17 protein-coding genes are annotated in these 26,248 nt (G+C 40.5%); 15 read left to right on the top strand and 2 right to left on the bottom strand.

What is annotated here, in order from left to right; translation table 11 throughout:
- Positions 1-54 precede the first annotated feature (54 nt).
- From ABDZ53_RS06790 to ABDZ53_RS06725, 14 genes are all read left to right on the top strand, one after another.
- Positions 55-2,217, top strand: a complete 2,163-nt coding sequence (locus ABDZ53_RS06790) for a glycoside hydrolase family 3 N-terminal domain-containing protein (protein ID WP_343754913.1) — start codon at positions 55-57, stop codon at positions 2,215-2,217.
- Between the two features lie 11 nt (positions 2,218-2,228).
- A complete protein-coding gene (locus ABDZ53_RS06785) occupies positions 2,229-5,567 on the top strand; it encodes a GH36-type glycosyl hydrolase domain-containing protein (protein WP_343754912.1) in 3,339 nt (1,112 codons plus the stop codon).
- A 95-nt stretch (positions 5,568-5,662) separates the two neighbouring features.
- Positions 5,663-7,096 carry an ABC transporter substrate-binding protein gene (locus ABDZ53_RS06780; protein WP_343754911.1) on the top strand — a complete coding sequence of 478 codons (1,434 nt, stop codon included), beginning with the start codon at positions 5,663-5,665 and terminating at the stop codon, positions 7,094-7,096.
- 34 nt (positions 7,097-7,130) lie between these two features.
- On the top strand, positions 7,131-10,133 hold the full coding sequence (locus ABDZ53_RS06775) for an extracellular solute-binding protein (protein WP_343754910.1): 3,003 nt from the start codon (positions 7,131-7,133) through the stop codon (positions 10,131-10,133).
- Positions 10,120-11,076 carry a carbohydrate ABC transporter permease gene (locus ABDZ53_RS06770; RefSeq protein ID WP_343754908.1) on the top strand — a complete coding sequence of 319 codons (957 nt, stop codon included), beginning with the start codon at positions 10,120-10,122 and terminating at the stop codon, positions 11,074-11,076. The genes ABDZ53_RS06775 and ABDZ53_RS06770 overlap by 14 nt, the downstream gene beginning before the upstream one ends.
- Before the next feature lie 15 nt (positions 11,077-11,091).
- Entirely contained in the window at positions 11,092-11,967 is an 876-nt protein-coding gene (locus ABDZ53_RS06765) for a carbohydrate ABC transporter permease (protein WP_343754906.1), read from the top strand.
- A gap of 14 nt (positions 11,968-11,981) precedes the next feature.
- Positions 11,982-14,003 (top strand): YIP1 family protein, encoded by a 2,022-nt coding sequence (locus ABDZ53_RS06760; protein ID WP_343754904.1) that lies wholly within the window; start codon positions 11,982-11,984, stop codon positions 14,001-14,003.
- The gene (locus ABDZ53_RS06755) at positions 13,996-16,266 is read left to right on the top strand and encodes a DUF5696 domain-containing protein (RefSeq protein WP_343754902.1); all 2,271 of its coding nucleotides are present in this window, start codon (positions 13,996-13,998) and stop codon (positions 16,264-16,266) included. The genes ABDZ53_RS06760 and ABDZ53_RS06755 overlap by 8 nt, the downstream gene beginning before the upstream one ends.
- A gap of 3 nt (positions 16,267-16,269) precedes the next feature.
- Positions 16,270-17,124, top strand: a complete 855-nt coding sequence (locus tag ABDZ53_RS06750; RefSeq protein ID WP_343754900.1) for a carbohydrate ABC transporter permease — start codon at positions 16,270-16,272, stop codon at positions 17,122-17,124.
- A gap of 17 nt (positions 17,125-17,141) precedes the next feature.
- The gene (locus tag ABDZ53_RS06745; protein WP_343754898.1) at positions 17,142-18,104 is read left to right on the top strand and encodes a carbohydrate ABC transporter permease; all 963 of its coding nucleotides are present in this window, start codon (positions 17,142-17,144) and stop codon (positions 18,102-18,104) included.
- Between the two features lie 19 nt (positions 18,105-18,123).
- The gene (locus ABDZ53_RS06740; protein ID WP_343754896.1) at positions 18,124-19,341 is read left to right on the top strand and encodes a glucoamylase family protein; all 1,218 of its coding nucleotides are present in this window, start codon (positions 18,124-18,126) and stop codon (positions 19,339-19,341) included.
- Between the two features lie 79 nt (positions 19,342-19,420).
- Complete coding sequence (locus ABDZ53_RS06735) at positions 19,421-20,884, top strand: sulfatase family protein (RefSeq protein WP_343754894.1); 1,464 nt, start codon at positions 19,421-19,423, stop codon at positions 20,882-20,884.
- 76 nt (positions 20,885-20,960) lie between these two features.
- A complete protein-coding gene (locus ABDZ53_RS06730) occupies positions 20,961-21,899 on the top strand; it encodes a LacI family DNA-binding transcriptional regulator (RefSeq protein WP_343754892.1) in 939 nt (312 codons plus the stop codon).
- Positions 21,900-21,914: 15 nt separating this feature from the next.
- Positions 21,915-23,534, top strand: a complete 1,620-nt coding sequence (locus tag ABDZ53_RS06725; RefSeq protein ID WP_343754890.1) for a glycoside hydrolase family 13 protein — start codon at positions 21,915-21,917, stop codon at positions 23,532-23,534.
- Positions 23,535-23,560: 26 nt separating this feature from the next.
- Here ABDZ53_RS06725 and ABDZ53_RS06720 read toward each other — a convergent pair whose 3' ends face one another.
- On the bottom strand, positions 23,561-24,373 hold the full coding sequence (locus ABDZ53_RS06720; RefSeq protein ID WP_343754888.1) for an endonuclease/exonuclease/phosphatase family protein: 813 nt from the start codon (positions 24,371-24,373) through the stop codon (positions 23,561-23,563).
- Positions 24,370-25,758 carry a glycoside hydrolase family 1 protein gene (locus ABDZ53_RS06715; protein ID WP_343754886.1) on the bottom strand — a complete coding sequence of 463 codons (1,389 nt, stop codon included), beginning with the start codon at positions 25,756-25,758 and terminating at the stop codon, positions 24,370-24,372. Before ABDZ53_RS06715 ends, ABDZ53_RS06720 begins: the two co-directional genes overlap by 4 nt.
- A gap of 155 nt (positions 25,759-25,913) precedes the next feature.
- Between ABDZ53_RS06715 and ABDZ53_RS06710 the strand changes: the two genes are divergently transcribed.
- Complete coding sequence (locus tag ABDZ53_RS06710) at positions 25,914-26,234, top strand: nuclease-related domain-containing protein (RefSeq protein WP_343754884.1); 321 nt, start codon at positions 25,914-25,916, stop codon at positions 26,232-26,234.
- The last annotated feature ends 14 nt before the right edge of the window (positions 26,235-26,248 follow it).

Here is a 26,248-nt window from a genome sequence, read left to right as displayed (position 1 = left end):
CAAACAAATATAAAAGTGATAAAATCAACACTGATAAAGCTTTTTAGAAAAACTATGAATTATTCAGGACTAAGTTTACTTAGTAAGATGACATTGGAGGAAAAAGTAGGTCAGTTAGCACAAATTGCTGGGGTGCCTTATGAATCTGAACAGTCTGAAATTACAGGACCAGTTGCTGAAATGGGAATTCCCAGAAAGTTACTCCCTATTGCTGGTTCAGTATTAGGGGTATCTGGTGCTGAAACAGTTAAGCGTATTCAAGATAATTATTTGAAAGAGAACCGATTAGGTATTCCTTTAATCTTTATGGTGGATGTAATTCATGGGTTTAAAACGATTTTTCCTATTCCTTTAGCTATAGGAGCCAGCTGGGATACAGACTTAGCTGAGGAAAGTGCCCGAATTGCTGCAAAAGAAGCTGCCGTTTCCGGTGTACATGTCACGTTTTCTCCCATGGTCGACCTTGTGCGAGACCCAAGATGGGGAAGAGTCATGGAGACGACAGGCGAGGACAAGTATTTAAACGAACGCTTTGCAGAATCTTTTGTCAGAGGTTACCAAAATAACAATGATTACTCGGATCCCTATGCCATTGCAGCCTGTGTGAAACACTTTGCAGGATACGGTGCTCCCGAAGGCGGACGGGACTATAACACCGTTGATATGTCAGAAAGACAATTAAGAGAGCACTACCTGTCGGGATATAAGGCAGGCATAGATGAGGGTGCAGAGTTAGTCATGACATCCTTTAATACAGTGGATGGTATTCCTGCCACAGCAAACAAATGGCTGCTTGATGATGTCTTGAGAAAAGAATGGGGCTTTGATGGAGTCATTATTACCGACTGGGCTTCTCTTGGTGAAACCATTCCTCATGGGGTTGCGGCTAATGAAAAAGAAGCTGCTCAAAAAGGAATAGATGCGACCGTTGATATGGAAATGATGACCTTTACCTATAGTAACCATTTAGAAGAGTTAGTAGAAGAAGGGTCTGTAGATGAAGAACAAGTCGATCAAGCTGTTCTTAGAATATTAAAATTAAAAAACAAATTGGGATTATTTGAAAATCCTTACCGAACAGCCAGCGTGTCTGATGAAGGAAGTATTGTATTCAGCGAAGAAAACAGACAAAAAGCATTAGAAGTGGCTGAAAACTCTATGGTGTTACTCAAAAATGAACAGAACACCTTGCCTCTGGTACCTAACGAAGAAAAAATTGCTTTAATAGGGCCGTTTGGAACAGATGAAAACTTATTAGGTGCATGGTCATGGCGCGGCGAACCAAACACAGCGAGTCAAGTGCTAGAGTCCATGAGAAAAGTTGTAAATGAAGACAACCTGCTTTACTCAAAGGGAAGTAATATTGAAGAAATAACAACTGAACAATTAGAAGAAGCGGTTCAAACAGCAGAAAAAGCAGATACGATTGTTTTAGCTTTGGGTGAACATTGGGAAATGAGCGGGGAAGCAGCGAGTCGAACCAATATCAAGCTACCAGATGCTCAACTCCAATTGATTAAACGACTTAGTGAGTTAAAAAAACCGATTGTTACAGTCTTATTTAATGGAAGACCGTTAGATTTAAACGGAATTGAAGAGTATTCTGACGCGATACTAGAAGCCTGGTTCCCTGGAACAGAAGGCGGAGAAGCTGTCACGAATATACTATTCGGAAAAGCGAATCCTTCTGGAAAGCTACCGATGTCGTTTCCTGAAAACGTTGGTCAAGTGCCCATTTATTACAACCGTTTTAATACGGGAAGACCTTACGAATCTGCTCCAAATGATAAGTATGTGTCGAAATATCTCGATTCTTCTAATTATCCGAAATACGATTTTGGCTATGGCTTGAGTTACAGTGACTTTGAGCTTTCACCTGTTCAATTGTCTAAAAATGAAATGACACCAGGTGATGAGATAACAGCATCAGTGACCGTGACAAATAAAGGTGAGCGGGCTGGGAAAGAAGTCGTCCAATTGTATATCAGAGATTTAGTAGGAGAAGTAGTCAGACCGCTTAAAGAATTAAAAGGATTCAAAAAGATTCACTTAGAAGCAGGAGAATCGGAAGAAGTGACCTTTACAGTAACGGAAGACATGCTGCGTTACTACCATCCGGATCAAACATTCCGAAGTGATGCAGGAGAATTTGAAGTATTCATTAATAATAGTAGTCACACATCACACACAGAAACGATTGTACTGACTAATAAATAAGGAGATTAATTATGATTGAAGTAAAAACAAAAGTGGAGAATAGGTATAGCTTAAGCTCCAAAGATGTATCCTTTACTTTCCTTCCGACAGGCGACATTTTACAAGCCTTAGGTAAGGACTTTATGCTGAATCAAGTGATAGGGAATACTATCGATGGGTCGATGAATAATCTATATCTAAGAGTACACAGTGAAAAGGAAGAGTTAAAGTATGCGCCTTTATTGGGGATTAAATCGAAGAGTCAATTTTCAGTAGGTGAAAACAGTGTCAAATGGGAAGGAACCTTTGAAGGTATCTCCTATACCGTTCAATTCACACTAGGCAAGGAAAACACATGGTTTTGGGTTGTTGATGTAGACGGTAAAAACAAAATAGTCGATGTTGTGTATGGATTTGACCTGGGACTTAGTCATCAAGGTGCATTGCAATCAAATGAGTCGTACATCGCTCAGTATGTGGGGCACTCCGTGTTTGAAGGAGAGAACGGATATGTTGTGGCTTCTCGTCAAAACCAATTAGAGAATATCTTCCCTTATACACAACAAGGGACATTGACTAAAAACGTCGGATATTCAACTGACGGGTTTCAGTTTTTTGGAAAAAGCTACAAAGAAACCAATGAACCGGAAGTGCTGAAAAAAGAAAATTTAGAAAACAGAGTTTACCAATACGAGTTTAACTATACAGGCCTTCAGAGTGATAAAGTCAAAGTGAATCGCAAAGAACGTTTTGTCTTTTACGGATTGTTTAAAGAAAACCATCCAGAAGCCGTAACGGAACTGGAGTATTTAGAAGACGTCAAAGGCGACTGGGATGAACTTGAATTAGACGAAACTTATGAAACATTACCAATAATAAAGCTAGATGAGTCGATAGGAAGTCCGTTGAAAGTTCAGTCAATCGGGCAAGATGAATTAAATGAATGGTACCCTCGACGTTTACAAGAAGAAAAAGACGAAGACACATTACTGTCATTTTTCACAGATGACTATGTCCACGTTGCTTTAAAAGAAAAAGAAGTGGAACTGGAGCGCCAACACGGTCAGATTTTATTAACTGGAAAAGAGCTCAGTGTTGATAATCCTATTCTCGCAACGACTTCTTGGATGGCTGGTGTCTTCAATGCTCAAGTTGTATTAGGGAATACGTCTATGAACAAGTTGCTCACAAATACAAGAAACCATCTCAATGTCTTGAAGACGCAAGGGCAGAGAATTTACGTCAAAGTGAATGACACGTATCGCTTGCTGACGATGCCTTCCTTATTCGAGATTGGGTTCAACTATACGAAATGGATTTACAAGACTGAAGAAGACACATTTGTAGTGACGAACCTTTCTAGCAGTCAGTCTTCAGATGTCAAACTTACCATCGAAACTAAAAGTGGAGCAGAGTATGATTATAAAGTAACCAGTCAAATAGCTTTACACGAAAAAGAATATGACGTTCCCTTCTATTATGAGGAACAGAACAGTCTCATTAAGCTAAAAGCTAGCGAGCACAGTATCATCAATAATCATTATCCTGACCTAACGCATTATCTGAAAGTGGATGCTCAATCGTTCAAATTATCTGACGGGTCAAGCTTGCTGAACACACAAGAAGGCGATTCAAGTGCTTTATTGGTCTTAGATATACCACAAACGAATGGGTTTTCTATCACTCTACAGGGGTCACTAGAAGGAGCCGACTACTCAGAAAATGAGTTGGACTTTGCTGCTGAAACACAAGCTTACCGTTCATTCTTTGCAGACTTAATGAACGAGTTTGAGTTGAACCATTCCGATGCAAATGTTCATTCTGAAGTGGAGAAGTTAAATGTAACGGCTTGGTGGTACACGCATAATATGATGGTTCACTACTTGTCTCCACATGGTTTAGAACAGTATGGTGGAGCGGCTTGGGGAACACGCGATGTAGCTCAAGGACCGGCCGAATACTTCATGGCTATGAAACAATACGATATAGTCAAACGCATCATACTCAAACTGTTTACACACCAATTTAAAGAAGACGGCAATTGGCCACAGTGGTTTATGTATGATAACTACGCAAATATTCATGCAGGAGAAAGTCACGGAGATATTATCGTCTGGCCTTTGAAATTATTAGGTGACTACCTTAAAGCGACAAATGACTTTAGTATTTTAGAGGAAGAGATTCCTTATCTGTCGTTAGAAACGCACCAGTTAACGAATGAGGAAGAAACGTTATTGCAACACGTCGAAAAAGAGTTGGATTACATTACGAGTCATTTCTTAGACGATACCTATCTGTCTTCATATGGAGATGGGGACTGGGACGATACGTTACAGCCACATGATCAGAAGTTGAAAAAACACATGGCTAGTACATGGACAGTGGCCTTAACCTATCAAACCTTCAAGCAATTTACTGAAGTAGTTGAATCTTATGATCGGGAACTCTTTGAGAAGATGGCTGATTTAACAGACAACATAAAATCAGACTATGAAAAAATTATCATGTCATCTGATGTTATACCTGGTTTTATCTATATGGAAGATGGAAAAACAGACTTCATGATTCACCCGACAGATACTAAAACGGGTGTCAAATACCGGTTGTTACCTATGATAAGAAGTATGATTAGTGAATTGTTTGACGAAGAACAAGTGGAACATCATTTGTCTATTATCAAAGAGAACTTAACTTTTGCTGACGGTATTCGTTTAATGAACAGACCGGCAGAATACAAAGGTGGAGTGAGCACGAACTTCAAGAGAGCTGAGCAAGCCGCTAACTTCGGAAGAGAAATTGGTTTACTTTATATTCATGCCCATATTCGTTATATCGAAGCGATGGCAAAATTAGGGAAAACTGAAGAAGCGTGGCAATCCCTGCTTAAGATTAACCCAATTAATATTAAGGACCATGTCCCAAATGCTCAAAGACGTCAAAGCAATGCTTATTTCAGTAGTTCGGATGCTAATTTCGCGGACCGTTATGATGCTCAAGACAACTACGATAAGTTACGCAATGGTGAAATTGAAGTGAAAGGCGGATGGAGAATCTACTCCAGTGGTCCGGGAATATACTTGAATCAGTTAATTTCAAATGTTTTAGGTTTAAGAGAAGAAGGAGAAACGGTAATCTTTGACCCCGTACTACCTGAAAAACTCAATGGACTGACCGTTAAAACGAAAGTTTTAGACAAGAAAGTAGAAGTCACGTATGAAAATGCGAATGCTATTCAATCAATAAAAGTGAATGGTGAAGAAATAGTTGGTGAAAAGCTAAGCAATAAATACAGACAAACAGGGTTGAAATATCAGAAAGACCAGCTCGAGAAATTACTACATTCGGAGCTGAATACAATCGTTATAAAATAAATAAAAATAGTATATTAGTGTTGAAAACGTTTTCCGTGTGGTTTATACTATACATGTCGAAACGTTTCAACAACCCAAAAGGAGGAAGAAGAAACATGTCAAGAAAAAACAAAATGCGCTTAGGATTCTCAAGTTTACTAGTCGGTGGCTTACTATTAGCAGCTTGCGGAAATGGTGGAAACGGAGATACAAACGGGACAGATGGTACGGGAGACCCAGCTGAAGATGGAAATGGGGAAGAACCCTCTGGAGATGTTGTTACATTAAATTACGCCAACTGGAACTTGGGGACTGAAGGAGAAATTGGTATTGAGCGTCTTATGATCGATGCGTTCAACGAATCCCAAGACAGAATTGAAGTAGTCATTGACGAATCAGTTACGACAGATGATTGGGATGGGTCATTAGCCACTCAAGCGAGTGCAGGGAATTTGCCAGATGTTTTTATGATGAGTAATGTTCCGACAGCTTTTGCCAATGATTGGTTAATGGATATCACAGAAATTGCCGAAGCGGATGAAGAGTTCGGTCAAATAGCGGATGCCACAGTTGAAGCAGCTAGAATTGATGGTCGTGTAGTATCTGTTCCTTTCGCACAGCACTTAAGTGGATACTATGTAAACAGAGATATTTTAAACGACTTAAACCTAGATGTAGCAGAGTACGGAATTTCTCCAGAAGAGTTCTTTGATCTTGTTCGCTCATCTACAGACATTGGTCAAGATTTAGTTGGCTTAGCTAATGCAGCTCAAATCGTCGACTGGTACCCTGGTTCAGTGAGTGAAGATATGGGCTATTTCACTTATAATTTTGAAGACGGAACCTATTCTCTAGATTCCGATATCATGGCAGAAGGGGTCAATACAGCGAGAGATTTAGGAGCGAATGGCTATACCTATGCTAACTTACCAGAAGAAGATAAAGAACGTATCAGTGGTGGAGATGAAGGCTTAGCCTTTAGAAGTGGAAACATTGCCTTTATGTTCGATGGAACATGGATGAATACCGCTCTAACTGAGGAAGCTGACTTTGATTGGGACTTTATTGGAATACCTGGTGGAACTAGTATTTTGATTAATGACTTCTTAGGTATTGCTCAAAACACTGAACACCCTGAAGAAGCATATGAATTTGCGAAATTCATGTCATTCGGACAAGAAGGATTTACCACACGTATGAACATCGTTGAAGAAAACAACTTCGGCTTTAACACGTTACCAATTACGACTAACCAAGAAGTATTGGATCAGTATTGGTCATTGGTGGATGTACCAGGAATTCAAGCAGCTTACGAAGACATCGACCAGGCTATGGTGGAACCATTTAAAGTTGTACCAGGATTTGCCAACTCACGATACGAAGCGACTACAGGAGTCAGCATTGGTGAGGAAGAAAATGCAAATGTCAGTCATATTATTAATGAGAGTGTAGCAGGTAATATCAGTTACCAGGATTATGCGTCTCAGTTACAGACTCTAGCTCAACAAGCTCATGATGAAGCTGTCGAAGCTATGGGAACTGCAGAATAATATGTTATCTGATTAAAATGAAAGGAAGATAATCTTGAAATCAAGAAAACTTAAAAAGTTGATAGTAATGAGTTCATTATCAGCTGTTCTTACATTTAATTCCATAGACACACAAGCTACAGAGAGTAGTTCTGATGATACTAATGAATCAACTGAAACAAGTGAACTCTTGAATCAAGATTTCGAAAGTGTAGTCGAAGCTCCCTATTACCAAGTGTTAAGAAGCTGGGAGTCCGAAGGGATGAGAGATGACAGCGATTTTGAAGCTGTCATCTCTCCATCCTCATTTTCAGATTTTGAAGAGACTCAACTCGTTTCTCCAGACCAGTCAGAAGGGTATGGAAGAGATGTTATACGGTTCGAAAATGAAGAATCCGTTTCATTTGAAGTAACCGTCCCTGAAGAAGGGTTATATCATATAGATATGGATTATTATCGTTTAAATGAAGGCTTAATTGATCCGGAACTATCTATTAGAGTGAACGATGAATTACAACATTTTGAAAGCAGACGAATTATTGCTCCCACTTATTGGGAAAATGAAACAGATGATTTTGAAACGAATCGGGCGGGGCATGAATTGGTTCCCAATCAAGTCGCTATTAATGAATGGCAGAACACCCGATTTAATGATCCAAACAATGAAGCATCTGAAGGCTTGTTCTTTTTGCTTTCGGAAGGCGTCAATACCATTACGTTAACCAATGCTAGAGGAAGTATGCTGATGGGAGATATACGTGTTTATGCTTCGAGCCCATTACCTACTTATACAGACTACCTCAATTCTATTGATGCTCAACAAGCTGAAGACTATTTGGAAGTATACGAAGCAGAGTTACCCGCATATAAAAACAGTTCTTATATTAGACCAATTTCTAGAAAAGATGTTAACGTCCATCCATACGATCCTGCCAGACAACTATTAAATGTCTTTGGTGGAGACTCTTGGTCTCGAGGCGGTCAAAGTGTCACATATGAAGTAGAAGTACCTAGTGATGGATTTTACCATTTAACATTTAAAACTTTACAAAATGAAAAACAAAATGTCCCTGTATTTAGAACAATTGAAGTCAATGGCACCATCCCGTTTGAAGAATTGAAGCAATATAGAATGGTAGCCAGCAATGACTGGATGAATCAAACATTAACAGACGAAGAAGGAGAGCCTTATTCAATTTATTTGGAAGAAGGCACCAATACATTAACCTTAACTGCGGATATCACACCGTTAAGCCCTATCGTTAACGGATTAAATGAATTATTACAGGAAGTGAATACACTAGGCTTATCCATCTCAAGGTTAACAGGTAACCAACCAGACCGAAACAGAGACTGGGTAATCAGCGAATTCATACCGGATGTGGAAGATCGTTTTACAGAATGGATTACCCTTTTAGAAGGGTATGCGGAAGAATTAAATACCCTTTACGGAGATTTGGATATCGAAACAACGGATGAAGTCTCTTTAGGACTAATTATATCAACCTTCGAATCTTTAAGGGAAGAGCCCAATCAACTCCCTAATCGATTGAGTGAACTATCAGAGGGAAGCAGTTCGACTACCCAAATGATGGGTGATTTAATTAGTGAACTGCAAAATTCACCTTTATCGATGGACCAACTATTTGTGCATTCAGACGTCAATCAATTACCTGACCCAACGGTCGGCTTCTTCACTCAAGTAGGGAGTAAAGTGAGAGAGTTTGTTGCCTCCTTTACTACACGTACCTTTGATGTAGGTGAAACAGAAGACGATGTACTGGAAGTGTGGGTAGGAAGAAACCAGCAATATGTAGAATTAATGCAAAATATGGTGGATGCTACTTATACAGCAGAAACCGGTCAAGAAGTCATATTATCAGTTATGCCTAATGAGCAGAAATTAATCCTGGCGAACTCTTCAAATCAACAGCCGGACGTTGCATTAGGAGTCAGCGTCGGACAGCCATGGGAATTAGCCGTCAGAGGAGCAGCTTATGACTTGAGACAGTTTGAAGATTTTGAAGAATTCAGTACGAACTTTTCTCCAGGTGCGTTTATGCCGTACATGATTGATGATGCAGTCTATGCGATGCCAGAGACTCAAGATTTTTACGTCCTCTTTTATCGAACGGATATTATGGATCAGTTAAATATACCTATCCCGGATACCTGGGATGATGTACTGGCTATCTTGCCAGAATTACAGCGGTACGGCATGAACTTTTACGTTCCCCTATCCGGATCAGCTGGTATTAAACCCTTCATGTTTACAGCTCCGTTTATTTATCAATTTGGAGGAGACATCTACGCAGAAGATGGCATGAGTACAGCGATTGATTCCGAAGGGTCTGTTCAAGGCATGCAGTTTATGACAGATTTGTATTCTCTCTATAGCTTACCGATAGAAGTCCCTAATTTCTACAATGCTTTCCGTTATGGAGAGCTTCCGATAGGCGTATCAAACTTCCAGACTTATGTTCAATTACTCTCGGCTGCACCAGAGATTAGAAACTCATGGGACATATCGGTTCATCCAGGTGTCGTACAGGAAGACGGCAGTGTCAACCGATCGACTCCAGGATCAGCCCAAAGTGCCATGATATTTAACCAAAGTGATATGCCGGAAGAAGCTTGGGACTTTATGAAATGGTGGCTGTCGGCTGAAACACAGACTGATTTTGCCACGAACTTACAGACTCTTTATGGACCAGAATACATGTGGCACGCGGCGAACTTGAATGCCTTTAGTCAGTTGCCGTGGGATGAAGAACACAAAGAAGTTATCTTAGAGCAATGGGAACATCTTGAAGAAGTACCAAAGATACCAGGCTCTTACATGGTAGAAAGGGAAATCAGTAATGCATGGACAGGAACAGTTTTCTATGATGAAAATGTGCGAGCTTCCCTTGACTATAGTGTGATTACAGCTAATAGAGAAATAACAAGAAAGATGGAAGAATTTAATTACATTGAAAATGGTGAGGTTGTCACGCCCTACCGTGTCCCTCAGTTAGAAACAGTTGAAGAATGGATGAATCAAAATGTTGAAGAGTGATGCAAGACAAGGTGAACTAAGAAAAGGAATGCTGAGAAGTGGAATAGACCGTGTCAAGGAGTATGATGGGATGTCTACTCTCATCTTTTTGGCCCCTTACTTTCTATTGTTTTCAGTGTTTATTGTATTGCCTGTTATTATGGCTATGCTTCTTTCTTTCACTAATTTCGATGCCATACAATTTCCCACATTCGCTGGATTAAGAAATTACGTCAACCTATTGACTCAAGATGAAGTCTTTATGCAGAATGTTTTACCCAACACATTGAAATTTTCAATATTGGTCGGACCGGGAGGCTATGCTTTATCGTTCATTGTCGCCTGGATGTTAGCCCAAATTCCGCATAGACCTCGAACCGTATTAGCTTTAATTATGTACTCACCATCCATGACGGCAGGGGTAGCCATGTCAGTCTTATGGTCGATCATCTTTAGTGGGGATGCGAACGGGTACTTAAACAGTTTGCTTTTACGCTTTAACTTTATCATTGAACCAATTCAGTTTTTACAATCACCCGAATACTTGCTGAACATTATGATTATTATATCTTTATGGAGCAGTATGGGGGTCGGGTTCTTGGCTATGTTATCAGGGATACTGAATATCAACCAAGAGGTCTATGAAGCAGCTTATATTGATGGGATGTCGAATCGTTTTCAAGAAATATTTTATATCACGATACCATCTATGAAGCCACAAATGCTTTTTGGAGCAGTTATGGCCGTCGTTGGTGCCTTCCAAGGCGGGGCCATAGGGGTTGCCTTATCGGGATCTAACCCCACTCCACAAAACGCGGGTCAATTGATGGTGAACCACATTGAGGACTATGGTTTCCTCAGATATGAAATGGGCTATGCAGCAGCCATATCTGTCATGCTACTCTTACTCATCTATACTTTTTCAAGAGTAGCAACCAAATTGTTCGGTGACAATACAAAATAGAGAAGGAGAGTAATAATGGCATCATATCAAGGAAATCAAATCAATCCGAAACGATTTCATAAAAGTCAGTTAAAGTTTTACGCGGTGCTAATTCCGCTGGCCATTATCATGGGTTTGCCGATTGTTTATATTATCAATCATGCATTCAAACCCATCGATGAATTGTTTGCTTTTCCTCCTCGATTTTTTGTGGAGAAGCCGACATGGCAGAATTTTAGAAATTTATTTGAAAGTACGAGTTTAGGGGCAACACCTATGTCCCGATATTTATTCAATAGTATCGTTGTGAGTTTAGTAGTGGTTGTCTTAACCATTATTGTCGCCACTATGGCTGGATACGTACTGTCTAAAAAACAGTTCAAAATGAAAAAGGCATTGACAGAAATTAATACGATTGCCTTAATGTTTGTAGCCACAGCTGTAGCGATTCCCCGATACATTGTGATTGACCAGACAGGATTAATTAACTCGTTCTGGGTACATGTACTACCAGCTTTGGCTATGCCGGTCGGTTTGTTTTTAATCAAACAGTTTATCGATCAAATTCCAGATCAGATGCTTGAGGCGGCTGTCATGGATGGCGCAAATGACTTTCAAATTTATTGGCGAGTTATTCTTCCTATGATTAAACCAGCCATTGCGACCGTTGCTATCTTAGCTTTTCAAGCGACATGGAACAACGTTGAAACATCTGATTTATTTATTAATAACGAAAGCCTAAGAACTTTTGCCTTTTATATGAGTACATTAGCGAGTGACCAGGGAAATGCGGTAGCTGGACAAGGAATTAGTGCTGCTGCTTCGTTAATTATGTTCATTCCTAATCTCATCATCTTTATATTCATGCAAAAACAAGTCATGGATACAATGGCACATTCAGGTATCAAGTAAGAGGAGGGTAAGCAATGGGTCGACTAAGCAAGCTTATAGCTACAACAGTATTACTGGTAATGACACTATGTTTTTTACCTCTCCAGACTGAAGCCAATACAGCTTATCGAACGTATTCCCAGGCACCAAATGGTGAACTAGTCGAAACACAAACGGCTTATGAAGCCTACGATATTTTATACAGCGATGAAATTGGCTCACCAGAAGATTTAGTTATTCAAGACTCAATGGTCTATCTGGTAGATTCAGGCACCAGGCAAGTCGTGATTATGGATATTAATGGAAACATTGAGACCACCTTTGGAGAAGATGTCCTCAGTGATCCAACGGGTATTGCTTTAGATAGTAATCAGAATATTTATGTCGCAGATGGAGCGGCTCGTATGGTCTATAAGTTTTCGGAAGAAGGCGAGCTGCTAGAGGAATTCGGACGACCAGAGGAACCTCTTTTTGGGAGCAATTCCCCTTACATTCCTCGCAAGTTATCTGTAGACATTAGAGGAAATATGTATATTATCGGAGAAGGAGCGACTTCTGGAGTCATCCAACTGAACCCCGATGGTGAATTTCAGGGCTATTACGGAGCAAATGAAGCGCCAACGAATTTTTTACAAGTGATTAGAGACAACATTTTATCCGAAATTCAACAAGCCCGTATTTTTAGAAATGTTCCTCCAGCATCCACTAATATCGACATTGATGACAGAGGGATTGTATATACAGTAACCAATTCCTCGCAAGTGAATGCTGTTAGCAAATTAAATGTGGCAGGAGCGAATATGCTAGGAGAGGACATGTATCAGCCTAATGGAGCAATTGACATTGCGACTGGCTTGTATAACAACTTTTATGTTTTAACTAACGAAGGGATGATTATTGAATACTCCAGTGCGGGAGGACTTCTTTTTATGTTTGGCCGTCGGGATGCAGGGTCTCAGCGTTTAGGGGTTTACAATAACCCATCAGCCATCGCAGTGGATGAGTATGGCACACTTTATGTAGCCGATTCAGAAGCCCAGATTATTCATAAATTAAGAACAACAGAATTTACTGATGAAATACACAATGGACTTGTTTTATACGAAGACGGAAGGTATTCCGAAAGTGAGGAGTATTGGGAAAATGTCATCAATTTAAATCCTTCTTTTACCATGGCTCGCTTTGCTATTGGTGAGTCGTATTTTCAAGGTCAAGAGTACGACAAAGCCTTGGTTTCTTATAGAACAGCGGAAGCTATTCCTGCTTATTCCAATGCATTCTGGGAAATCAGAAACGCTTGGTTTCAAAACCATTTAGGTACGCTACTCTTTATCCTGATTTTAATCTTTATCCTTTATAAAGGGGTTAATGCCTGGTTGAAGAGACAAGGCAAGCGAACTATTCCAAGATATGTTAGAGAGACATTAAGAAAAAGTCCGACTATGGTTGAATTAGGATTAGTCTTTAGAATGTTCAGACACCCTATCGATACATTAGATGACATTCAGAATCTTGATCGTTCATCTGTGAAGTCAGCTACTATTTTGTACGGCATACTCTTAATCCAATTCATATTATTCAATTATTTGACAGGCTTTATCTTTAATTGGCAGTTAACAGAAACCTATAATATCCTTCTATTATCGACAGTCGTCATACTAGGTATGGGCTTACTCATTTCGATGAACTTTATGGTGAGTACTATAACAGAAGGAGAAGGATCTTTTAAAGATGTTTATATTGGAGTCGCTTACTCCTTTGCCCCTGTTATTGTTGGCATTCTACCGGTCATAGCCTTATCTAATGTTTTGACCCTGAATGAGGCTTTTCTGTTTAGTTTCCCTATGCAGGTCATGTTCGGCTATACCTTGTTGCATTTAGTTATATTAATTAGAACCATGCATGATTTCCAGGGCTGGAAAATGATTCAGAATATCTTGCTGACACTGTTCGCAGCCCTTGTGACTGTCGTCATTGCTTATATCATTTACATCTTATTCTTAAACTTATACGACTTTTTCTATTCCGTCATTCTGGAGGTGTTGACACGTGTCTAAAAAAATAATAGCAACATCTCTGATTATCGCTTTGCTGGGATCAGTCAGTTATGTCGCCTTTGCTGAAAATGAAGACGACACTGTTATTTATGAAGAAGTGGATGAAGTAGAGGAAACTGTTTCTGAAGTGGATGAAAATTTACTCGAACAGCCTCATGACGAGAGCACAGTCACCAGTCCCAATCCCAGTCTGGATGGGTTTGAACTGGCAGCTGAAAATGATTCTTTAGCCTTATACGTCGAAGAAGAATCTTTAGCCATCAAGGTAGTGAACAAAGAAACGGATTTTATTTGGAGTTCAACTATTGATAATATTGAAGATGAAAACCTAAACGAAACTTGGCAGAACTTTGTTCGATCCGCTCTATCAGTGGATTACCTAAATCGAACTGACCAGGAAAGAACTGAAACGATACTAGAAGACGATACTCAAATCAATCTAACCTTTACGGATAGAGGATTTGAGGCACACATAGTCTTCCCTTCTGAAATAGAAATGACACTCTTAGTAGAGCTGGAAGAATCAACATTTACTGTCACGATTCCAGATGACCAGATTGTAGAGCCGGAAAATGCACGCCTGACTTCTTTATCTTTGTATCCTTTTATGGGAGCGACAAAGATGGATGAAGTCGGTGGTTATATGTTCATACCCGACGGTCCCGGTTCGTTGATACGGTATGATGATGAATCTGCTCGTATGGATTTTCCGTACCGTGGACGAGTTTACGGTACCGATCAAGGTATAACAACGGGAACGGCTTTATCAGATACACAAGCCCCACACCAAGTCTCTATGCCAGTGTATGGCGTCGTACACGGTGTCGACCAGAATGCTTTATTTACAATCATTGAATCAGGTGAAACCTATAGCGAACTGGTTGCTTATAAAGCAGGCTTGTCGACAGAGTTTAACTGGATTACAACAGAATATGTATTCCGATCGCCTTATCGTCAACCGACGAATAGAAGCGGAACCCAAGCTGTAGATAACTATCAGGCTGATAGAAACACCTTTGACATTGCCCTTCGATACGATGTGCTGATGGAGGAAGATGCCAACTACATCGGAATGGCCCAAAGTTATCAAAGTTATCTAGTTGACATGGGCGTCTTGAATCAAGACTCGAAAGACAATCCTCCTATGCGCATTGAATTCTTAGCAGGAGAGAGAGAACCTGGATTATTATGGAACCGTTACGTAACAATGACTCCTATTATGGATGTCTACAATCATATCCAGACCTTGCATGATGAAGGACTTGAAGAAGCCCTGATTATTTATAAAGGCTGGTATGACGGTGGGAGAACATCGGACTTACCAAATAAGTTCCCTGTCGATAGTCGGGTGGGTAGCCAGAGTGAAGTATTAGCAGCACAGGATCAGTTAGCTGAATTAGGTTTCAACTTGGCTTTCCAGACAGATTACACTAAAGCTTACCGTCAACCGACACGTATTGAAAACAATGAACTGGTTGAACAAATCAATACAAGTAATCTAACGTTATATGAAGACCAGGATGGGGAAATTGATTATTCTTATCTCTTGTTAACGGGTGCGAAAGAATTACTTGAAAGAGATTTGTCGTCTTATGAAGAGTTTGGAATGAATCATTTAGCCCTGATGAATACGCCGAAAGCTTTGTTTTCTTCCTTTAATAGAGGCAATACCTTTACGAGAGAAGAAAATAAAACCCATACCGTTGAACTTATTGAAACAATGGCGGAGTATACAGAAGACTTGCCTGCATTATATGAACCGAATGCTTATCTCTGGCACACAACCAGCCAATATCTAGACATACCTATGTCAGATTCCGGTTATTATTATATGACAGATAGTGTTCCCTTTATGCACATTGTGCTAAAAGGATACGTGGATTATTATGCTCCATTTACTAATTTTCAGCCTAACCAGCAAGAAGGCTTCTTGCGTATGATGGAATACGGAGCGTACCCGTCCTTTTATCTGACAAGTGAAGATCCGTTTTTATTGATTGATACAGCATCTAACAATCTTTACACCTCGCAGTTTGAGAACTGGAAAGATTTGTTGCTTGAGCAGTATGAAGCAGTAAAGGAATTGGATGATGTCGTAGAAGATGCGACTATTGATTTTCGTGAAGTCATCGACGAGGGTGTTGTTGAAGTGACTTATTCTAATGGCGTCACATTACTTGTGAACTACACTCAGACAGCTTATGAGAGTGAATATGGAACAGTCAGTGAATTAGGCTATCTAATCTGGGAAGGAGGAGAATAAAGAATGAAGAAGATATTGAAAAATCAAGAAAATATCGGTTATTTATTTATTCTTCCTTGGGTGATTGGTTTTGTTGTCCTAACAGTCTTCCCCATAGCCTACTCCTTTTATTTGAGTTTCTTTAATGTGACAATTACAACGGATGGGATTCAAACGAGCTCAGTAGGAATGGAAAACTTCCAGCAAGCTCTCACAGGAGATATTGAATTTGTGAACCGCGTCTTAGGATTTTTAAGGGAAATCGTCGTCGCAGTTCCTATCATTGTCATCATAGCGTTAATGATTGCTTTGTTACTGAACCAGGATGTCAAAGGAAAAGGCTTCTTTAGAACAATCTTTTTCCTTCCCGTGATTATCAGTAGTGGACCTGTCTTATCGAAGATGATTGATTTGGACATTGCGACCATCGATGTGATTCAAGACAACATCATCTATGAAGTGATAAGCAGTATGAATAACGCCATGTCCGGTCTCTTTATTTTCATTATTGACAACCTCATTATTCTCCTTTGGTTTTCAGGTGTGCAAATATTAATCTTTATTGCGGCCTTGACGAAAGTAGATAAGAAAGTATACGAAGCAGCCGCCATTGACGGGGCATCGGCCTGGGAAAGTTTCTGGAAGATTACGTTACCTTCTTTATTCCCAATGATTCTCGTCAATATTGTTTATACAACAGTCATGTACTCGGTATCAGGATTAAATCAGATCATCAGTCATATTCAAGGACACATGTTTCAACTTGAAACCGGCTTTGGCTACTCCTCAGCCTTGTCTTGGATATACTTTTTATTGATCGTTATCATACTCGTCGTCTTTACGGTAATAATCAGTCTGTTTAATAAGAGATACACGTAAAGGGAAGGAAGAAAAAAGTGAAAACACTCGAAAGTACCTCAAGAAAAAAGAATACGCGTTTCTCAAAAAGAAACCTTAAAAAAGTGTTCATGGGAACCAACTCTAGAACAGGTCTATTGACAAAGATAGTGACGTATTCTCTGTTGATAGCGGTTGGCTTTGTCTTCCTTTACCCGATTATTTATATGGTTTCAAACGCGTTTAAAGACTTAGGAGATCTGCTTAACTCGTCCGTTAACTGGATCCCCACACAGTTTTATACAGAGAATATTGAAAGAGCCTATGATGTACTCAATTATATTCCGTCTTTACTCCAAACAGCAATCGTGGCTATCTTGCCGTCCATTCTTCAAATGCTGCATGGGGCAATCGTAGGGTACGGATTTGCTCGATACAACTTTAAAGGGAACAAAATACTGCTCATGCTCGTGATCAGTACCTTTGTTATTCCGCCACAGGTAACCGTCATTCCGCGTTACATTTTATTTAACGAACTCGGTTTACTTGGGAGTATTGCATCGTACTTGATTCCTGCCGGATTAGGACAAGGAATCAACAGTGCCATCTTTATTTTAATCTTTTACCAAACATTTAAAACCATTCCGGTGACGCTGATTGAAGCTGCCAGATTGGATGGAGCTGGGGAATTTAAGATATTTATGAAAATTGCTATTCCAATGGCTACATCAGCCTTTATCATCAGCTTCCTCTTTTCACTTGTTTGGTATTGGAATGAAACATACTTGGCTTCTATTTACTTTGGGGGTGAACTCACGACCTTGCCACTCGAATTGCAACGATTCGTTGCCCAATACAATAGTATGTTTGCGGGAGCGAATGCCGATGGAATAGGGGGCATAAACGAAGCCATTGAATTAGCCGCTACACTGCTTTCAATCTTGCCATTACTTGTTATCTACTTTATTTCACAAAAATGGTTTGTTGAAAGTGTCGACCGTTCAGGAATTACAGGAGAATAAAAAGGAGATTGTATTATAAATGGATAAGCATGACATACTAGAACTAGAAATGAAAGCAAGTTTTGACTTCTTTTGGAAAGAAGCCGTAACCGATCCAGATAGCCCGGCTTATGGATTAATACGCGACGGAAATGGACCGAATGACGCGAATCGAGCAAGTATTGCGTCTGTCGGTTTCGGACTCAGCGCTATTGTTATCGGAGTCGAAAAAGGCTGGATTACGAAAGAAGAAGGGCACGAGCGTGCTTTAGGAACTTTGAAAACGTTCTGGTATAACGTGGAAGAATTAAATGGATTCTTTTTCCATTTCTTAGATATGAAAACAGCCGAGAAATACGAAAATGACTATGATGTCGCTTCTATTATTGATACCTCACTCTTTTTAAATGGAGCCATCACAGTAGCGGAATATTTCGGTAGAGAAGTCTACGACTACTTTGACAAAATTTATAAACGTGTAGACTGGACGAAGTACTATGATGAAGAACGCAATTATTATTACATGGGGTATAAAGAAGAAACAGGTGGAACGGGTCAATGGGACCATTATGCCGAGCAACTGATGCAGTATATCCTAGGAGTCGGCTCACCGACTTATGCTGTTCCGGCTAAAATTTATGACGGCTTTGATAGGCCGAAACGGGAATACAAAGACTATACATTTTACTCTGCCCCACATAATCCCATGTTCATTCACCAGTACTCGCATGCCTGGTATGACTTTAGGAATGTCGTGGATGCGGACGGTGTGAACTGGTTTGATAATTCAGTTCAAGCAACCAAAGCCCAAAGACAGTATGCGATAGACAATAAAGATAAACGACCGTCTTATAGTGAGAAAGCTTGGGGGTTCACAGCTTGTGACGGACCAAGAGGCTATCACGCTCACGGTGCACCGGCATGGGATAGAGAAGGGAATCCCGTTGAAAATGACGACGGGACGATAGCTCCAACAGCGGCACTCGGCTCCATTATCTTTACGCCAGAAGAGTCTTTGGATGCCTTGGAGTATTTTTACAAAGAAGTCCCAGAGTTGTGGAGTGAATACGGCTTTTTAGACTCTTATAATGCTGAAGGAGAAGAGTTATGGGTAGCTGAACGAGTCATTGGAATCGATAAAGGTGCCGGCTTATTGATGCTGTTCAATTACCAAAGTCACTTATTGTATGATCTGTATATGAATAATGAATATGTTAAAAAAGGAACAGAATTACTCAACTGGACACAGCAGAGCTAACCTTATAAATGACGTACAACCAGCACTCAGTAGATAGTTTATTTGCTGAGTGCTTTTTTACAAATTAAGGAGTGGAAGAGTGAAACTTTTATTCATAGATGTTGACTCATTGAGACCAGACCATATGGGGTGTTACGGGTATCGTCGCAATACAACACCAACAATTGATAAACTAGCTGAAGAAGGGGTACGATTTACAGAATACTACACTTCTGATGCCCCATGCATGCCTTCGCGAACAGCTTTAGCCACAGGTAAAATGGGGATTCGAACCGGTCTCGTCAATCATGGTGGTGAAGCGTCAAGGTTAAGGATTTCTGAACAAAACTTGGATTTTAAAGATGATTTATTTCAATACAGTTTAGCTGGAATTTTCCGGCAAAAAGGAATGGAAACGACATTAATCAGCACTTTTGCTGAACGCCATTCAGCTTGGCACTTTAACGCCGGGTGGAATACTGTCATAAATAACGGGAAATTAGGCGATGAGATTGCTTCTGAAGTTAATCCGGATGCTCTAAAATGGTTGAGAGAAAATGGTCAGAAAGAAGATTGGGTATTGTATGTCAATTACTGGGACCCTCACACGCCATACAGAACACCGGAGGAATACGGTGAACCTTTTAAAAACGATCCCTTACCGGAATGGTTAACTGAAGAGAAACTAAAAAAAGATAGAGAACTCGTCGGTCCGCATTCGGCGAGGGAAGTGGATATGTACTGGAATAAGCCAATTGACAAATGGCCGAGACATGTATCGGAACTGAAAGATATGGCTGATATGCGTCAGCTTATTGACGGATATGATACAGGCGTGCGCTACATGGATGACCATGTCGCTGAACTCATCGAAGAATTGGAAAGACAAGGCATTAAAGATGAGGTAGCGATTATCATTACAGCGGATCACGGAGAAAATCTGGGAGAATTAGGCATTTATGCGGAACACGGAACGGCGGACAAATATACTTGTAATATCCCCATGATTATCAAATATCCTGGTAATAAAAAGGGACACGTGGATCATGAGTTGCATTATAGTTTAGATTTGCTTCCGACATTAGCTGAATTATTGGATGTTGAAGCCAGTTCTGATTGGGATGGCCAAAGTTTTGCTAATACCATATTGGAAGGAAAGAAAAATGGACGAGAGGCTTTAATCATCAGCCAAAATGCTCACGTGTGCCAGAGAAGTGTGCGATTCAAGGATTGGTTATACATTCGAACGTATCATGATGGTTATCATTTGTTTGATAAGCATCAGTTGTTTAACCTGAAAGAAGACCCTCATGAAGAACACAACAGAGCTGATGACTACCCTGAAGTAGTCAAAGAAGCAACTGTATTATTACAGGACTGGCATGATGAGATGATGAGTAAAATGAATGAGCCTCACGATCCGATGTGGACGGTGTTAGGAGAGGGCGGTCCTTTCCATGCCAATGGCCATTTGGAGATGTATACCAATGAACGCTTAATCCCTACTGGAAGAATAGAAGCAGCAGAAAAATTAAGCCAAAGACATCCGCACGAATTCTCATAATGACCAGAGGAACCCGTCATTATCGGAAAGAAGAGTGATATAATAAAATAAATAAAACGGGAAGGCAAGTGGAAAAATGGTTGGAATTAGAGATATAGCAAAAGAAGCTGGAGTATCCATTTCGACAGTATCTTACGCACTGAATGGCAGTCCGAGAGTGAGCGATAAAACGAGAGATAAAATCGTGGAAATCGCTAATAATTTAAATTACATTCCGAATATGGCTGGACAGAATTTGCGTAAGCAAAAGACCGATATTATAGCTGTTCACATAGCCTCGTACCAGGGAGCATTCTATGGGGATTTGCTACAAGGTATGCATGAAAAAGCTACAGAGTACGGCTTAGAGCTCATTGTCTGTTCTGGGAAACGTTCGCGTCTATTGCTGCCACAGCGCATGATTGACGGCATATTAGTTATTGATAATACCTACTCAGATGAAGAGTTATTAAAGTATGCTAAATTAAATTACCCTATTGTTGTTCTGGACAGAGATTTAAGACACGAAAATATTCGGAGTGTTCTACTAGATAATACAACGGGTACAAAAGAAGCGATGCACTCTTTTAAACGGGATGACATTGAACAGGTTCTCATTCTTTCTGGACCGAAGAATAACTTTGATAGTCAAGAAAGGTTAGCGGCAGCCATGACTGTGGCTAAAGAAGAAGGGTACGCTATTGAAGTCGTTGAAGGAAACTTCACGGCAGAATCCGGTTATGCAGCAGCTAGTCAGATTCAATGTAAAGAAGGAGAGCGCCTAGGTATTTTTGCTTTAAATGATGAGATGGCCCTTGGGGCTTATAATTATTTTAAAGAGGTAGACGGAAATATTGGAGAAGATATTATTATCAAAGGGTTTGACCAGAGTGAGATCACTCAGTTTCTGACTCCACCGATTCATAGTGTGTCTTATTCGCAGAGAGAATGGGGCGGTAGAGGTGTGGAGACTTTAATGAAGCTGATTCTAGAAGAGCCAGCTGAAAACTCAATCATTCCAACGTATTTTAGTTAAGGAGTTTATAGACAGATGACTTGGTGGAAAAAAGCAGTGATTTATCAGATTTACCCGAGAAGTTTTCAGGATTCAAATGGAGACGGGATAGGTGATATTCCGGGCATAATTAGTCGCTTGGATTATTTACAGCATTTAGGCATTCGAGCAATTTGGCTGTGCCCGGTATATGCGTCACCTAATGATGATAACGGGTATGATGTCAGTAATTATCTGGCTATCCATCCGGACTTTGGAACAATGGATGACATGGACCGGTTAATAAAGGAAGCCAGGAAACGAGATATTCGTATTATTATGGATTTAGTAGTCAATCATTCTTCGGATGAACACCAATGGTTTATTGAATCGAAGTCCAGCTCGGACAGTCCTTACCGTGATTATTATGTATGGAGAGACCCAGTGGATGGGAAGGAACCAAATGATTTGCAATCTTTCTTCGGTGGTTCGGCCTGGGAGTTTGATGAAGACAGTGGTCAATACTATCTTCATTTATTCAGTAAGAAACAACCGGATTTAAACTGGGAAAACAAAGACATGCGTATGGACACGTACGACATGATTAAAACCTGGTTGGACAAAGGCATTGGTGGGTTTAGACTAGATGTGATAGACCTCATTGGTAAAAAGCCGGATGAGAAAATATTGGGTAACGGTCCGAAGATGTTTGACTATATTGAAGAGATGAACCGTGAGTCCTTCGGTCAATATGATGCGATGACTGTAGGAGAAATTTGGGGAGCACGGCCGGAAAATGCTGCCGATTATGCCGACCCAAATAAGGACCGTTTTTCTAAAGTGTTGATGTTTGAACATTTAACATTAGATGAAGAACCAGGAAAAGCGAAATGGGATTTAGCTGAATTAGATTTTATCCAATTGAAAAAAGTGTTCAATCATTGGCAGACTAACATGCCTGAAGTAGTATGGACGGGTTTGTTCTGGAATAACCATGATACCCCTCGTATTGTATCCCGATTTGGCAATGATGGAGAGTACCGAGAAGAGAGTGCGAAGATGCTGGCTATCCTTTTACATATGATGAAAGGAACCCCTTATATTTATCAGGGCGAAGAAATAGGGATGACGAATCATCCGATATCTGATATTTCTCAAGCCAGAGATATTGAAACACTTAACCTATATCATGAACGGCTGAACCAGGGTTACAGCAAAGAGGATATCTTCCGATCCATTCATGCGAAAGGAAGAGACAATGCGCGTACTCCGATGCAATGGGAAGCATCTGAACAAGGAGGATTCACCACAGGTTCGCCTTGGATAGATGTGAATGAGAATGTCACGCAGGTGAATGTAGAAAGTAACTTAGACGATCCGAGTTCTGTCTTTCATACGTACCGCAAGCTTATTCAGTTAAGAAACGAGCACCTCATTATAACCGAAGGAGACTTTGAATTAGTAATGGGGGACCATCCGCAGATATTTGCTTACGAACGGTCTTACGAGGGTCAGACATGGTTGGTGGTCGCAAACTTTAGTGATACGGTATGTGAAGTGAATTTCTCAGAAAATAAAGCAGCCTCTAAGGTTATCCTATCAAATACAGGTAAAACAGATTATGATTTATCCCATGTGCGATTAGAGCCTTATGAAACATTTGTTGTCGAGAAATAAAAAATCGTTAGTGAGTAGTCTGCTCACTAACGATTTTTTTGTTTTAAGCGACAGCTTAGAGAAACAGGGAAGTGATCGGATGGGTAATACCCGTTGAATTTATCGGTTAACGTTTCTGTCTTGATGACTTCTACATGCTCATTAATAAAGATGTAATCAATCTTTACCATGTCTTCCCATTTAGGAATATAGTCAAAGGTGACGAGTGTACACGTCACATCTGGCCCAATCTGATGCGGGGATTCTAATTCAGCATCACGCATGACATGGGATAAAGTGTCGTAAAAGCGTTCCTGTCTCTCACCATTGAAGTCACCTGTGAGAAAAAGGGGCTCGTCTCTATTTAATGCCTTTACTTTTTCGGCGATTAATTCAGAAGACTTGTGCCTTGCTTTTTCACTGGTATGGTCAAAATGAGTATTCAGGACGGTCAGTGTTTGACCTGTTTCTTTCATTTTTAAGCGGGCGAGTGTATAAATCCTCGGGTAAGCCGCATCCCATTCTTCTGCTTGACTGTTAACTTCTCCAGAGGGAGACAGCCAATAGGTTTGCGTTTCTAGCAATTCAAACAGATCCGTCTTAAACAGAATAGGGTTGTACTCGGCCTCTTCATCACTCGATCGTTTTTGCCCAACGGCTTGGTAACCAGGAAGAGCTGCTAAATCCTCTAGCTGGTTTTCTCGAGCTTCTTGAATGCCAATTATATCCCAATTATGAGTATCTATCAGTTGTTTAATGTAAGGAAAACGACTAGCCCATCGGAAGCGACTGCCTTCAGGTCCATCATCATGAGTATCTGTTCGAATGTTGTAGGTGGCAATTGTTAACGTGTCAGTCATTCTATATCACTTAAGTCCTCCCCGTTGGTGGCGGTGACTTGTTTCATCCAGTAAAAACTCTTCTTCGGAATGCGGCGAAGGTCTTTCAAGTCGTGGTTTTCACGGTTCACGTAAACCATACCGTAACGCTTACGCATGTCACCTTGTGAGCTCAGAATATCGATTAATCCCCATCCCAGATAACCCAGACACTCGACACCGTCAATAAGAATAGCGTCTTTCATCGCCTGAAGATGGTCTCGGTGGTAGGCAATACGGTAATCGTCCTGGATATACTCATCTTCCGGAAGCTCCTCAATGACGCCAATCCCGTTCTCAATCGGAAATAAAGGCAGACGGTAACGGGCATACATATCACGCATCATTAAACGGAAAGCGATTGGGTCAATTTGCCAGTTCCATTCTGTGCGGTCCAGATGTGGGTTTTCTTCTCCACCGTATTTAGGATAAGAGGTAATCGGTGCATCCTCTGGGATGTCGCGTCCGTTGATGACATTACTGGAATAGTAACTGAAAGCGAGCCAATCAATCTTCATCTTCTTGATTTCTTCTAAATCCTCTTCACCCATTTCCGGAGTCCAGCCTCTGTCTTCTAAATAAGTCGTAAAGTAAGCCGGATACTCTCCGTGAGTAAAGGTGTATAAGAACGCATGATTCGTAAAGTCATCCAGCAAGTCAGCTGCTAGAGTATCTTTCGGATGAGATGACGCCGGGTAGTAGGGACTATAAGCAATCATCCCTCCGATTTCACAATCCGTTGTCTCGTGCAAATAATTCGCAATTTTTGCATGTGCGACCATAGCATGATGCTGAATCTGGTACATGCCTTTCTCACTGAACTCAGTGTTCAGGACGCCGCCGACTCGGAAAGAAATGCCTGGATTCGCAAAGAGGTCGTGTTCGTTGAAGCTTAACCAGTATTTTACTTTATGCTTGTATCGGTCAATGACCAGTTTTCCGTAACGCACGAAGGCTTCCATGACGTTTCTGGATAAGAACCCGTCGTATCTTTCAGCTAAAGCTAAAGGCATGTCGAAATGGTAGAGACAGATCATCGGCTCGATGCCACGTTCAAGCATGGCATCAATGAATCGGTCGTAGAAGGCCAGTCCTTCATCATTGACTTCGCCATCTCCATCTGGAATAATCCGTGACCAGGAAATCTGGAAACGATACGCATTCATTCCCATTTCTTTCATTAAATCGAAATCTTCTTCATACCGGTGGTAGCTATCTGTAGCAACCGACCAATCCGATGTGTGCTCTCCTGCTTCTCGAATATCGTAAACGGAAGGGCCTTTGCCTCCTTCATTAACAGCGCCTTCTGTCTGCATGCTCGACACAGAATTGCCCCACAAAAAGCCTTCTTTCAAACGTTTGGTCATGTTATGTCCTCCTATAAGTATATATCTATTTTTAAGTGTAAGTGCTTTCCAAAGTGAAGTCAATGCACCAGAGAGGATTGAAACAATTAAAATAATCTTTACAAAAAAATGATTTTGGATTTATTTAGACAGTATATATAAGAGGAGGGATGGCCATGAGAGAGAAACCGATGCTGTTAAAACTATATGAAACTTTAGATTGTTTGGGTGCTTTATCGCAAGAGAATCAAGGCTACTTGTCAAACTTAAGGAAAGGGTATGAAGGGGAGAGGAGTGTGGATGAACTGTTTGAGCGATTAACATGCCCTCATCTATACTTGGCAGACCGCTTGTTAGAAACGAACAGGCAAACTTTTCAATTGGACTCGGTACTGATTACCGGAAAGGGCGTGTTTCTCTATGAGATTAAAAACTATGGTAGTGTAAAAAGTTTTATGAAAAAACAAGAAAAAAAGAGAAATACTTCCTCTGATTAACATAAGTGGGAGTA

This window comes from Alkalibacterium iburiense (assembly GCF_039521845.1).
Taxonomy (GTDB): Bacteria; Bacillota; Bacilli; order Lactobacillales; family Carnobacteriaceae_A; genus Alkalibacterium; species Alkalibacterium iburiense.
Note: the sequence above shows the minus strand (reverse complement) of the source record. Positions and strands in the feature narration are given on the sequence as shown.

Coding starts and splice junctions, on each gene's coding strand:
- ABDZ53_RS06790 (WP_343754913.1), top strand. CDS start 55: ATGAATTATTCAGGACTAAGTTTACTTAGTAAGATGACATTGGAGGAA.
- ABDZ53_RS06785 (WP_343754912.1), top strand. CDS start 2,229: ATGATTGAAGTAAAAACAAAAGTGGAGAATAGGTATAGCTTAAGCTCC.
- ABDZ53_RS06780 (WP_343754911.1), top strand. CDS start 5,663: ATGTCAAGAAAAAACAAAATGCGCTTAGGATTCTCAAGTTTACTAGTC.
- ABDZ53_RS06770 (WP_343754908.1), top strand. CDS start 10,120: ATGTTGAAGAGTGATGCAAGACAAGGTGAACTAAGAAAAGGAATGCTG.
- ABDZ53_RS06765 (WP_343754906.1), top strand. CDS start 11,092: ATGGCATCATATCAAGGAAATCAAATCAATCCGAAACGATTTCATAAA.
- ABDZ53_RS06760 (WP_343754904.1), top strand. CDS start 11,982: ATGGGTCGACTAAGCAAGCTTATAGCTACAACAGTATTACTGGTAATG.
- ABDZ53_RS06750 (WP_343754900.1), top strand. CDS start 16,270: ATGAAGAAGATATTGAAAAATCAAGAAAATATCGGTTATTTATTTATT.
- ABDZ53_RS06740 (WP_343754896.1), top strand. CDS start 18,124: ATGGATAAGCATGACATACTAGAACTAGAAATGAAAGCAAGTTTTGAC.
- ABDZ53_RS06730 (WP_343754892.1), top strand. CDS start 20,961: ATGGTTGGAATTAGAGATATAGCAAAAGAAGCTGGAGTATCCATTTCG.
- ABDZ53_RS06725 (WP_343754890.1), top strand. CDS start 21,915: ATGACTTGGTGGAAAAAAGCAGTGATTTATCAGATTTACCCGAGAAGT.
- ABDZ53_RS06720 (WP_343754888.1), bottom strand. CDS start 24,373: ATGACTGACACGTTAACAATTGCCACCTACAACATTCGAACAGATACT.
- ABDZ53_RS06715 (WP_343754886.1), bottom strand. CDS start 25,758: ATGACCAAACGTTTGAAAGAAGGCTTTTTGTGGGGCAATTCTGTGTCG.
- ABDZ53_RS06710 (WP_343754884.1), top strand. CDS start 25,914: ATGAGAGAGAAACCGATGCTGTTAAAACTATATGAAACTTTAGATTGT.